The sequence below is a fragment of the Pseudomonas sp. HP_12 genome, assembly GCF_055283955.1.
The window spans coordinates 1-12,107 of record NZ_JBTOQG010000061.1 but is presented as its reverse complement, the minus strand read 5'-3'; the positions used below and the strand labels follow the sequence as shown (position 1 = coordinate 12,107).

The 12,107-nt window shown below is 62.1% G+C and carries 8 protein-coding genes; 1 reads left to right on the top strand and 7 read right to left on the bottom strand.

Going from position 1 to position 12,107, the window contains the following annotated elements; all coding sequences use genetic code 11:
* The 7 genes from ACYASU_RS25065 to pilG all read right to left on the bottom strand — a co-directional run bounded on the left by ACYASU_RS25065 (position 1) and on the right by pilG (position 10,534).
* Positions 1–303, bottom strand: coding sequence for a transposase (locus ACYASU_RS25065; protein ID WP_241090298.1), 303 nt, complete (start codon positions 301–303; stop codon positions 1–3).
* Positions 304–506: 203 nt separating this feature from the next.
* Positions 507–995 carry a chemotaxis protein CheW gene (locus ACYASU_RS25060; RefSeq protein WP_122536410.1) on the bottom strand — a complete coding sequence of 163 codons (489 nt, stop codon included), beginning with the start codon at positions 993–995 and terminating at the stop codon, positions 507–509.
* Positions 988–6,966: a hybrid sensor histidine kinase/response regulator gene (locus tag ACYASU_RS25055; RefSeq protein WP_463584410.1), complete on the bottom strand. Its 5,979-nt coding sequence runs from the start codon at positions 6,964–6,966 to the stop codon at positions 988–990. Before ACYASU_RS25055 ends, ACYASU_RS25060 begins: the two co-directional genes overlap by 8 nt.
* 78 nt (positions 6,967–7,044) lie before the next feature.
* Entirely contained in the window at positions 7,045–9,081 is a 2,037-nt protein-coding gene (locus tag ACYASU_RS25050) for a methyl-accepting chemotaxis protein (RefSeq protein ID WP_463584409.1), read from the bottom strand.
* 75 nt (positions 9,082–9,156) lie between these two features.
* Positions 9,157–9,696, bottom strand: coding sequence for a chemotaxis protein CheW (locus ACYASU_RS25045; protein WP_192172972.1), 540 nt, complete (start codon positions 9,694–9,696; stop codon positions 9,157–9,159).
* A 16-nt stretch (positions 9,697–9,712) separates the two neighbouring features.
* Positions 9,713–10,078 (bottom strand): twitching motility response regulator PilH, encoded by a 366-nt coding sequence (gene pilH / locus ACYASU_RS25040; protein WP_065991171.1) that lies wholly within the window; start codon positions 10,076–10,078, stop codon positions 9,713–9,715.
* Positions 10,079–10,123: 45 nt separating this feature from the next.
* Positions 10,124–10,534 carry a twitching motility response regulator PilG gene (gene pilG, locus ACYASU_RS25035; protein WP_065991170.1) on the bottom strand — a complete coding sequence of 137 codons (411 nt, stop codon included), beginning with the start codon at positions 10,532–10,534 and terminating at the stop codon, positions 10,124–10,126.
* A gap of 241 nt (positions 10,535–10,775) precedes the next feature.
* Between pilG and gshB the strand changes: the two genes are divergently transcribed.
* Complete coding sequence (gene gshB / locus ACYASU_RS25030) at positions 10,776–11,732, top strand: glutathione synthase (RefSeq protein WP_463584408.1); 957 nt, start codon at positions 10,776–10,778, stop codon at positions 11,730–11,732.
* Positions 11,733–12,107: the final 375 nt, after the last annotated feature.

Sequence of the window (12,107 nt, the reverse complement as noted above, 5' to 3'; positions counted from 1 at the left end):
TCAGTTCGAATGATCTTTGGAGTCCGAAAGCAGGAGAGCACTGGCCTTTTTTAGGATTTCGATATCCCGATCCTTTTGCCTGAGCAAGGTTTTGAGTCGCTGTATTTCCTGCTGCTCGGCGGTAATTGCCTTGGCGCCGACGGGCGTTGCGCCTTGGCGCTCTGCACGCACTTGTTCGACCCAGCGACGCAGCGCGGTTCGGCCAATGCTGAGGTTGTCGCAGACTTCAGGGACTGATTGGCCCTCGTCCAGCACCATGGCCGCTGCTTTGAGTTTGAATTCGTTCGAGTAAGAAGTACGCATGCCCATAACACCTCCGATTTGGGCGTCATCTTAGCGCCCGATTGAGATGTCCAAAATCATTAGGCCAGTTCAGCTTGCTCGCGAAGGGGTCGGTACATCAACAAATCTTCAGCGTTTGAAATACAGCTTTCGCGAGCAAGCTCACTCCTACAGGGGGCTGTGTCCAGCATGCAATCTGCGGCGTTTGAAAGCCGGGGCGTCTCTTATAAGTTTGGCGTCATCTGAACCAACCCCGCCTCCACCAGCCACTCTTCCAGCGCCACGAGGTCAGGGATCTTCGCGACTGTCTCGCCCACTTGCACCGCGGCCAGTTCCAGCTCGGCCAGCGGCACGTCGACGTAGCTGAGTTGGCTGTCGAGTTTGCAGGAGCGCGGAATGCCTTGGGTCAGCAACGCGATGAATTTGAGGTCAGGGCGACCGCCGAGTGCGTTGAGCACGACGATGCGGGCGCGGCCTCCGACACGGGCGCGGCTGCCGCAGGCGGCTTCGAAACTGAGCAGCGGCAAACTGCGGTTACGCCAGTTGATCGGTCCCAAATACCACTGCGGTGCGGCGGGGTCGGCAACGCTGTCTTGATAGTCGATCAGCTCGGCGACCGCCACGTTGGGCAACAGCAGGTGCCGATCACTGAGGGGGATGAGCAATCCGGTCAGGCTGGTCAGCCGCGCCGTTTGCGTCGTGGTGTCAGACATGGGCGTGGCTCCAGTGAGCAATGCTTTGCAACAGAGCAGCTTCCTGATACGGCTTGCTCATGTATTCGTTCACCCCCAGCGCCATGGCGTGGTCGCGGTGCTTCTGCCCTGATCGCGACGTGATCATAATGATCGGCAGGTGCTTCAGGGCGTCGTCTCCGCGAATCTTGCTGACCACCTCAAAGCCGTCCATGCGCGGCATTTCGATGTCCAGCAGCATGATGTCCGGGGTGTGCTCCTGCAGCAGCGCCATGGCATCGACCCCATCCTTGGCCGTCAGCACGTTCATGCCGTTGCGTTCCAGCAGGCGGCCGGTGACCTTGCGCACCGTCACCGAGTCATCCACCACCATCACCAGCAACGGCCGCGCCTGTTCGGGTTCGACATAGCGCACCGGCGCATGCCCGGCGACCTGCAATGCCAGCAGCTTGGCGTGAAAGCGCCGGATGTGCGCAAACAGGTCGAGAATCAGCACCACGCGGCCGTCTCCCAGAATGGTCGCGCCGGCAATGCCGGGTATCGACGAAAACTGCGGACCCAGGTTTTTCACCACGATCTCCCGCGAGCCGGCCAACGTATCCACCTGCACCGCAATCCATTGATCGTGTACGTGCACGAGAAGCACCGGCAGCGGTTGGGTCTGTGTCTGGCCGCCCAGTTTCGGCGGATGACCGTTATTGAGCAGCTCGCCCAGATAACGCAGCTCGTAGGTTCGCCCGTTGTACTCATAGCGCGGCGGCACGGACTGATAACAGGTCTCCAGCTCGCTCGGCATCACGCGCACGATACCCTCGATGCTGTTCAGCGGCACGGCGTACTGTTCTTCGCCGCACTGCACCATCAGCGCACGGTTGACCGACACCGAGAACGGCAAGCGGACACGGAAACGCGCGCCCTCTCCCGCTTTGGAATCAATGACCATCGAACCGCCGAGATCCTTGACCTCGGCATGCACCACGTCCATGCCGACGCCGCGCCCGGAAATCTGGGTGATGGTCTCGGCGGTGGAAAAGCCCGGGCGCAGGATGAACTGCAGGATGTCGTGCTCGCTCAGCTCGGCGTCGGGGCTGATGATGCCGCGCTTGATCGCCTTGCGCCGCACGGCCTCGAAGTCGACACCGGCGCCGTCGTCGCGCATCTCGATAACGATGTCGCCGCCTTCGTGGGCCAGGCTCAGCGTGATATGCCCCCACTCGGATTTACCGGCGGCCAGGCGTTCCTCGACGCTCTCAAGCCCGTGATCGACGGCGTTGCGCAGCATGTGCTCCAGCGGGGCGACCATGCGTTCGAGCACGTTGCGGTCCATCTCGCCCTCGGCGTTGATGACGTCGAACTTGACCTTCTTGTTCAGCTCGCCCGACACCTGACGGACGATCCGGCGCAGGCGCGGCACCATGCGCTCGAACGGCACCATGCGCGTGCGCATCAGGCTTTCCTGAAGCTGGGTGTTCACTCGCGCCTGTTGCTGCAAGAGGGTTTCGGCCTCATGGGCGCGGGTGTCGAGGGTTTCCTTGAGGTCCATCAGGTCGGATGCGGACTCGAACAGCGCGCGGGACAACTGCTGCAGCTGCGAATGCCGGTCCATTTCCAGCGGGTCGAATGCTTCGTAACCGCGCCGATCAACGGGGTGATCGCGGCTGAGAATGCGGCCCTGGGTTTCGATGTCGAGTCGGCGCAGTTGATCGCGCATCCGCTCGATGGTGGTTTCCATCTCGACCAGTGTGACCTGCGCGTCGCTGACCTGCTGCTCGACCCGGCCCCGGAATATCGAGGTTTCCCCCGCCAGATTCGCCAGGTCTTCCAGTTGCTCGGCCGGTACCTTGATCATCTCCGGGCCGGTGCGCTCGCCGTCGGCCTCGGCCTGCGCCGCCGTATCAACAACCGGCGCGGGCAGCAGAGCCGGCGCCTCCTGAGGTTTTTCGACAGGCTCGCGGGCGGCCCCGGATGACGTGTAATGACCGATGCTCTCGATCAGCAGCGCCGGGTTGGGCAATGGCTCGTAACCGCGAACGGCATCGACCATGTCGGCGAGCATGTCGTGGCCGCTTTGCAGCAGGCCGTTGAGCAGCGCGCTGTTCTTCAGCGCACCCGTCGACAGTCCTTCGTACAGCGACTCCAGCTCATGGGCCAGGTCGCCGATCGGCGCAATCTCAACCATGCGCGCGCCGCCCTTGAGGGTGTGCAGATCGCGCAGCAGGTTTTCCACTTCAAGCATGTTCTGCGGATCGGCTTGCCAGCGCACCAACGCCGCGCTGCTGCTCTCGATGATGTCGTCGGCTTCTTCGAGGAAGATTTCCAGCAGTTCCGGATCGCGTTCGTCCAGCGAGTGGATCATCGAACTGACATTGCGCGTCTGGCCGTCATTGGGCAGCAGGTAGCAATTGCGCTGGCGAAACTCGCGAATCTTCTCGATCAGCGGCGCGGGACTGGTCAATGCCGAACGGTGCTGCAGCTGTTCAAGCATCAGCGACAGGTGATCGTGGCTGTGCACCAACAGCTCCGCCAGTTGTGGCGAGTAACCGCAACGTCGATCGATCAGGCCTTCGTAGAGCGATTCCAGCTCATGGCCGAGGTCGCCCACCGGCCCGATTTCGGCCATGCGCGCGCCCCCTTTGAGGGTGTGCAGGTCACGTTGCAACGATGACAGCGGCAGCGGGTTTTCCGGGTCGTCGAGCCAGCGTTGCAGCGCAGGACCGGCGATGTCGAGAATATCCACCGCCTCTTCGAGGAAGATCTCGACGATTTCCTGATCGAAATCATCGCGCGAAGGCCGGGCGGGTTGAGCGAGGCGTTCGCTGACCTCTTCCATCTCCGTGATGCTTGTTGCTCCGGCGCCATTACTTTTGATCACCCCCATCGCGCCGGGGTCCAGCGCCTCGGCGAGCAGACCGCGCAAGGCGCTCACGCGCTCAGGGCACGGCTGGACTTCCTGTCCGGCGGCGACCTGATCAAGCATGTTGATCAGTGCTTCGTGGGCTTTTTCGGCTTCGTCGAAAAAACGCTCGCTGACGGCAAGGCTGCTCTCCTCTACGGCGCCATACAGGTCGAGCAGTGCTTCGCAGAGCTCATCGACCTGGGGCAGGTCGGCGACGTGCGCGCCGTGGCCGAGCATGGTCAGTTCGTCGAGCAGCGCGTTCAATTCCTGGCGGTGGCCGGGGTGCTGGCGCCAGTCTTTGAGCAAGTTGTCGGCGTCCAGCAGGATGTCCATGCCTTCGGCCAGAAAGCTCGCGATCAACTGCGGATTACGCCGCGTGCGCAGGCCATTGCTGTCGTCGCTCAAGGCATCGGCCAGCCGTGCGTCGAGCAGCTCCTGGGCCTGTTGAATCAGGGCGGCTGCGCCTTCGATGGGCATCAGCGGGTCGACATTCAGCTGGGCGAGGCCTAGATGAAACAAAGGCCCGGCCGCACGCAGCAGGTCGATCTCGGCCTGGCCGACCTCGATCAGGTTGGTCTTGAACTCGCGGACCAGTTGGTCCAGCGGGCTCGCCAGCTCGGCGATCGGCAGGACGCCCGCCATGTACGCGCTGCCCTTGAGGGTGTGCAGCGCGCGCAGCAAATCGTTGCTGAACACCGGCGCATCGGCACCCTGAGCAGCATCGAGATAACGGCTCACCGTGTTCAGGTGTGTGTGGGCTTCCTGACGGAAGATCTCCAGCAACTGCGGATCGAAACCCTCTTCGTCCCTCAGCCGTTGCGCAGGCTCGACGTCACTCGCTTCGCCTTGGGCCAGCGCATGGGCCTGGGCGGCCAGTTGGTCGACATCGTCACGCTGACGCTGAACGTCCTCGGCGAAATCGCGAATCACGTCCGGCAGCAACGCCTGTACGTCCGTGAGCAACTGCTGCACCCGCGCGTCCGGCTCGACGCTGTGCTCCAGCACGCGGTTAAGGAGGTTTTCCACCGACCACGCCAGTTCGCCCAGAATCAGCGCGCGCACCATCCGGCCGCTGCCCTTGAGCGTGTGAAACGCGCGACGAATCTCGCCCAGCGCCGAAAGGTTGCCGGGATCGGCAAGCCAGCGCGGCACGTACTCGCGCAACGCTTCGAGCATCTCGTCGGTTTCTTCGAGGAAGACTTCGCGCAGCTCGTCATCGATCGCCTGCTCACCCTTCGGCGGCGGCAACAGACTGGCCGGCATGTTCCGCGCCGGCGGGTTGACCGCCGACAGCGGGCTGGCCAGCACTTCGGCGATGGTCTGGCTTGGGCTGACCAAGGCCTGCCGCTCGTGCAAATCCTGCAGCTCTTCTTCGCTGATGACTTCTTCGAGCACCGGCACATCCAGTGCATCGGGGACCGGCGAGTAACCAAGCCGGGCGAGACTCTCCTGGGCCAGATCCAGCACGTGTTCGCCCGGCGCTTCCGGGTCTTCGGCCATGCGTTCGAGGTAATACTCGACGCCGATGATCACGTCCGCCAGGTGATCGAGCTGCGAGGCCGCCGGGCTTTCGGTGTCAACCAGCAAGTGTTCGGTGATGTAGTCGTTACAGGCCGCCAGCAGTCCGGATGCCCGCGCCAGCGGGATCATCGCCAGCGCGCCGCGCACCTGAATCAATTGCTCCGACAGCGGCAGCAGACGTGCCCGGTCCATTTCACCGTCGACGTACTCGTCGATCACGTCCTTGGCCTGCTGCAGAACGATGCGCGCTTCCTTGATGACGAGTTGGTGAATCTGACTGAGATCAGTCGTCGGCAGACGGCTTTCTTCAGGGCTGCTCTGGTTAACCGTTCCGGCCATGCCCGCGAGGGTGGATTCGACGTACAGCAGCGCACCGGCGACGTCCATCAAGGTGGCATCGTCGGGTGCGCGTTGCCCCTGGGCCATGCCCTGCACCACGGTCATCTGATCGATGATGACTTTACGCGGCTGGCCGAAACCCAGCACCGCCAGGGTATCGGCGATCTGCCGCAACGGTGGCAGCAAGGCGTTCAGCTCGCTGACGTGCTGACGGTCCCCGCGCACGAAAACGTCGAGCCGCTCCTTGGTCCGTACCAGCTCATCGCACAAGGCAATGATCACCGAGCGCATGGCGTCGCGATCCGGCCCGGCCATGCGCGCACGTTCTTCAGCAACCAAGGCGCTGTGGGGCAGCGCATCGGCGAGTGCGTACTGATCCTTCAAGTCCGTCATCTTCTGAGCCTCGCTGTCGGACTTGGCGATGTAAAACAACAGGCTTTTCAGGAGTTCGTCGGGCGCAGGCTGATTGATGCCTTCAATGCCTTGATCCAGCAGACGTTTGAGTTCTTTGTCGGCATCCTTGAACAGGCTGCGCAGCGCCGGGCTGTTGGTGAAATTGCCGCTGAGCATGGTTTCGACCAGCGCGGACGCGATACGCCACAGCGGTTCGAGGGGCGCGTCCTCGCACAACACCTCAAGCCGCGCGAACACCTTGCCCATGTAACCGAGTTGAGTCTGCACGTCCTGATCGCGAAGCAGCCCGACCAGCGCGGTTTGCAGCGTCTGACGCAGCTTGCGCAATTTCGCGGGCAATTCGGGATTGTCGCGCTCGGCCAATGCCTGAGCATCAAGCGCGGGGATAGACAGCAATTGCGGCGAGAACAGGCTGGTTTCCGACAGCAGGCTTTCGCCCCGGGCGCTGCGTAAATCGTTGAGCAGCGGCAGCACCACCAACGGCAGGTCACGGCGGGCGGAGTGCACACGCTCCAGGTAAACCGGCAATTGCGTCATCGCCAGATTCAGCAGCTGGATCGCTTCGCTTTCCTGGGCGACGTGGCCCTCTTTGAGCGCCAGCGCCAGCTGTTCGATTTCCTCGGCGAACAGCGCGGCGCCGTAGAACTCGATCATCTGCAGGCTGCCGTGAACCTGATGGATGAGCTCCAGGCACTCGTCCATTGCCGCGGCGTCGTGCGGTTGGGCGACGAACGTGTCCAGCGCCTGTCGGGCGTGTGTGAGGGTTTCGGCTATTTCGCCTTTGACCCACTCCAGGGCCACGTAATCGTGACGGTCAGCCATGGTGACTCCGGTTGCCTGTGCCTTGACGCTGCTTCATGTGCATTGACTGGATTATTAACCGGGCTATCAAGCAGGCCATCAATGTCGCGAGGCCGGCAACTTGAAGCCGGACACCGAGCGGCGCATCTCGCTGGCCATCTTCGCCAGATTGCCCATGCTCCGGGCGGTCGCCGCCGTGCCTGAGGTGGTCTGTGTGGTGGTCTGCTGGATCACCAGCATGGTCGAGGAAATCTGCTGACCCAATGCAGCCTGCTGCTGCGCCGCGTTGGTGATGCTTTCTACCAGCCCGGCGAGGATCTTCGACACGCCTTCGATTTCTTCGAGCGCGACACCGGCATCCTGGGCCAGCCGCGCACCGCGCACCACTTCCGCCGTGGTTTGCTCCATGGAGATCACTGCTTCGTTGGTGTCGTTCTGAATCGCGCGCACCAGGGTTTCGATCTGCTTGGTCGCCGACGACGAGCGCTCGGCCAGCCGCTGCACTTCATCGGCCACCACCGCAAAGCCGCGCCCGGCATCCCCAGCCATCGACGCCTGAATCGCGGCATTGAGCGCAAGAATATTAGTCTGGTCGGCGATGTCATCGATCAGGCTGACGATGTCGCCAATCTCCTGGGACGACTCGCCCAGACGCTTGATGCGCTTGGAGGTGTCCTGAATCTGCTCGCGGATGTTGTCCATGCCAGTGATGGTGTTGTGCACCACTTCGTTGCCCTTGTTGGCAATGGTCACGGACCGCTCGGCCACCGTGACGGACACGGACGCATTGGCCGAGACCTGATCAATGGACGTCGCCATGTCATTGATGGCGTTGGACGCCGCGGCAATCTGTAGAGCTTGATGCTCGGACGCCGCGGCCAGTTGGGTGGCAGTGGTCTGCGTGTCCTTCACGGCACCGAACACTTGCTCGGCGGTAAGGTTGATGGTCGACACCAATTCGCGCAGTTGATCGATGGAGTAGTTGATCGAATCGGCAATCGCGCCGGTGAAATCCTCGGTGACCGAGGCGGCCACGGTCAGGTCGCCGTCTGCAAGGTCTTCGATTTCGTCGAGCAGGCGCATGATCGCGTTCTGGTTGCGCTCGTTCTTCTCGGCGGTTTCGCGCAGTTGCCGGTTGGTTTCGCGCACCATCACCAAGCCAATCAGGATGATCGACGCCAGCGCCAACAGGCCCAGAATGTAGCCGCCATAGCTGTAGGCTGCGCGACCACCGGCCATGTGCTCGAAACTGTTGGCCAGCACCGAGGCTTCGTCGAGGAGCGTCTGCGAGAGGTTGAAAATGCTGCCCGACGATTCACGGACTTCCAGCAGCTCCGGCGAGGTTTCGAGGATTTCGTCGACCGACCCGGAGACGAACTGGAACAGCTCGGCAATCTCGGCCAGCCGCGCCCGCGCATCGCGGTCTTCGACCTGGGCGATTTTCAGGGTGGCGTTGCCTTCGAGCATGCCGTTGAGCACGCGCCCGAACTGGCTGGCATCGCGACCAAACGCATCGGCCGCCTGGACGGCAGTCTCATCGCCGGACAGCACGGTGTTGACCGCGCCCAGTATCCGCTCGGCCAGCAGCGACTGACGCTGGGCAAGGGCCACCTGGCTGGCGGGCGCACGGGTTTGCAGGAGGATGTCGACGACTTTCTCAGACTCGATCTGCAATTGCGGAATGGTCTCGGCAAGGGTTGCCGCGACCTGATGCAGCGAGAGCACGGTCTGCTCACGGGCAAGAATCACGTCAGTGCTTTTGCGCAGGTTTTCCCAGTCGGTCTGCACCGCTTTCAGCTCATCGCTCACCGCAGCTGGCGCAGCAGGCAGGCCGGTGTTTTTGTCGCCTTTCTTCAGATACTGCCAGCGCGTGTCGAAGTCGTTGCGCGCATCGGCCAGCAACTTGAATGCCGCCGCCTTGCCCGCCGCCGCTTCTGTGGCGTTCTTGGCGATGCGCTGGGACAGCACGCGCAGCTCGCCGGCGTGGCCGATGTATTGTTTGTCGTAGTTGGACTGCGTGCTGAGGTATGCGAAGTTGACGAACAGCAGCATGATGAAAACGATGAGGCAGATGAACAGCACGACGATCTGCGATCGGCTGCGCGCGCCTTCCAGTGACTTGCCGGTATTACTCATTGCTCAGGGCTCCGCCTGATGTTCGATTGAGGGAGGGCATCAGCCTTCTGCACCTGCACTGTTCAGCCCCGCGCATCAGAGCGCCACGTCCATAAACTCAGCCGACTGCACCAGCGCGCGCGGGCTGAACACCTGCCAGGCCTGCTCACGGACGAACCGTCCTTGTATGTAAGGCGCGACGCGGGGTTCGCCGTCGTGCGCCAGTTCAGGCATCAGGCTGCGCTCGCTGAAATGCTGCATGCCCAACACCTCGTCAATCAGCAGACCGACGAACACACCCTCAAAGTCGATGACCAGCACGCGGCGGTGTTTGCGCAGTGGTGAGAGTTCGTGGCCGAAGAATGCGCACAGATCCATGATCGGCAATAGGCGGCCGCGCAGATTGGCAATGCCGCAAACCCACGCCTTGGCACCCGGCAACACCGCGCAGCGCGGCTCATGGAGGATTTCGTCGACCTCGCCCATGGGCGCCACGTAATGGCGCTCGCCCATGCGAAAGCCGATGCCGCTCCAACCTTGCTGGCGGGTTTCCTGCAGCGGCAGGCCGGCAGCGAGGGAGCGGCAGCGCTGGTCGATATCGAGCAGCAGCTGGAAGGCGGTTTGTGACTGAGCCATGAGCGTCAGCCGGGGGTCAGCCCGCGAGCACCGCGTTCAGGGTTTTCATGAGGGTTTCTTCGTCCACCGGCTTGGTCAGGTAATCCCGCGCGCCCTGGCGTTTGCCCCAGACCTTGTCGGTTTCCTGATCCTTGGTGGTGATCATGATCACGGGGATCATGCTGGTGTCAGCGTCCTTGGTCAGCTGACGGGTCGCCTGGAAACCGTTCAGGCCCGGCATGACGATGTCCATCAGGACGGCATCGGGCTTTTCCTGACGGGCCAGGGCCACGCCATCGGCACCGTTCTCGGCCTTGAGGACCTGATGGCCGTGCTTCTCCAGCATGCCGGTCAGCTTGTACATTTCGGTCGGCGAGTCATCGACGATCAGAATTCGAGCCATGGTGCTTCCCCATAGAAACAGCCGTCCCGCACGAGGGGGTCGGCATCAAGATAGTTGTTGTTCTACTGCAACGAAACCGGGCACATGGGCCTTGATCGCACTGAGCAGTTCTTCCTTGCTGAACGGTTTGGTCAAAAACTGATCGGAACCGACGATGCGCCCCTTGGCCTTGTCGAACAGCCCGTCCCTTGAGGACAGCATGATCACCGGCGTGGATTTGAACGCCCGATTGTTCTTGATCAACGCGCACGTCTGATACCCGTCGAGCCTGGGCATCATGATGTCGACGAAGATGATTCTGGGATGATTGTCGGCAATCTTGGCCAGTGCGTCGAAGCCGTCGATGGCGGTTATCACTTCACAGCCGACGTTTTTCAGCAGGGTCTCGGCGGTGCGACGAATCGTCCGGGAATCGTCGATGACCATCACTTTCAATGGGGCTGAATGCTGTTCCATATCTGCTCTACCATCGCCGCGGCGAATCAGATGGGTTGCCTTCTGCCGGGCATCTGGTTTTGGGTCGGGATCATCGGGAGGCGCCAAAGACAGCTGGCGCGACACCGGATGCCGAGCCTTTTTAGCACACTCTCCACGGTCAATCCATAAAGCCTTGCCCCTTGACCCAAAGCCGGCGCGGCGCCACCCTGACGCCTATTTTCGGCCTGTCGTGGCCATTACCGATCAGAGGATATTACCCATGAGCATTCGCCTGGGAATCGTCATGGACCCCATCGAGCGCATCTCCTATAAAAAGGACAGCTCGCTGGCCATGCTCCTGGCAGCGCAAGCCCGCGGCTGGTCGTTGTTCTATATGGAGCAGCACGACCTGTATCAGGACGCCGGCCAGGCCCGCGCCCGCATGAAGCCGCTGAAAGTCTTCGCCGACCCGGCCCACTGGTTCGAGCTGGAGGCCGAAGTCGACAGCGGGCTGGACGACCTCGACGTGATCCTGATGCGCAAGGATCCGCCGTTCGACATGGAATTCGTCTACTCCACCTATCTGCTCGAACAAGCCGAGCGCGCCGGCGTGCTGGTGGTCAACAAGCCGCAAAGCCTGCGTGACTGCAACGAGAAGCTGTTCGCCACGCTGTTCCCGCAATGCACCCCGCCCACGCTGGTCAGCCGTCGCGCGGACATCATTCGCGAGTTCGCCGCCAAGCACGGCGATGTCATTCTCAAGCCGCTGGACGGCATGGGCGGCGCATCGATCTTCCGCCACCGCGTTGGCGATCCGAACTTGTCGGTGATTCTGGAAACCCTGACCAAGCACGGCAATGAGCAGATCATGGCGCAGGCCTATCTGCCGGCGATCAAGGACGGCGACAAGCGCATTCTGATGGTCGACGGCGAACCCGTGCCGTATTGCCTGGCGCGCATCCCGGCCGCCGGCGAAACCCGAGGCAATCTGGCAGCTGGTGGTCGTGGCGAAGCCCGCCCACTGACGGACCGCGATCGCTGGATCGCCGCCGAAATCGGCCCGACGCTGCGGGAAAAAGGCTTGCTGTTTGTAGGCCTGGACGTAATTGGCGAGCACCTGACCGAAATCAACGTCACCAGCCCGACGTGCATCCGCGAGATCGATAACGCGTTCGGGACGGACATTGGCGGCATGTTGATGGATGTGATCGAGAAGAAGCTGCAGGCCCGGGCTTAACCCGGCTCCTTGTGGGAGTGACCGGGGTGGCGCTCCGCCTTGCTCACGAAGGCGGCGTTCCAGCCGCCGAGGATTCAGCGGATGCTCAGGCCGCTTCGCGAGCAAGCTCGCTCCCACAGGATATTCGTCTGTTCGAGGTATCGGGAAAGTCGCAGAACCGGTGGGAGTGAGCTTGCTCACGATATAGGTGTTCCGTTCTTTTCTAGCCGATACTGATTTCGCTGGATGTCTGTTTTCGGCAAGAAGGAACATGCACCCGCAGACTACGAACAAGCTCACGAAGCCCTTGAGGCTTACCTCTTCATATTCGAGTCTGTGGGTGCGCTTGCGACCTTGACGAACTCTCAGGGAAAGCCGTCGCACCGGCTCTCTATA

What these genes read in the sequence shown, in the direction of transcription:
- ACYASU_RS25065 (WP_241090298.1), bottom strand. Translation starts at nt 303, where the DNA reads ATGCGTACTTCTTACTCGAACGAATTCAAACTCAAAGCAGCGGCCATG.
- ACYASU_RS25060 (WP_122536410.1), bottom strand. Translation starts at nt 995, where the DNA reads ATGTCTGACACCACGACGCAAACGGCGCGGCTGACCAGCCTGACCGGA.
- ACYASU_RS25055 (WP_463584410.1), bottom strand. Translation starts at nt 6,966, where the DNA reads ATGGCTGACCGTCACGATTACGTGGCCCTGGAGTGGGTCAAAGGCGAA.
- ACYASU_RS25050 (WP_463584409.1), bottom strand. Translation starts at nt 9,081, where the DNA reads ATGAGTAATACCGGCAAGTCACTGGAAGGCGCGCGCAGCCGATCGCAG.
- ACYASU_RS25045 (WP_192172972.1), bottom strand. Translation starts at nt 9,696, where the DNA reads ATGGCTCAGTCACAAACCGCCTTCCAGCTGCTGCTCGATATCGACCAG.
- pilH (WP_065991171.1), bottom strand. Translation starts at nt 10,078, where the DNA reads ATGGCTCGAATTCTGATCGTCGATGACTCGCCGACCGAAATGTACAAG.
- pilG (WP_065991170.1), bottom strand. Translation starts at nt 10,534, where the DNA reads ATGGAACAGCATTCAGCCCCATTGAAAGTGATGGTCATCGACGATTCC.
- gshB (WP_463584408.1), top strand. Translation starts at nt 10,776, where the DNA reads ATGAGCATTCGCCTGGGAATCGTCATGGACCCCATCGAGCGCATCTCC.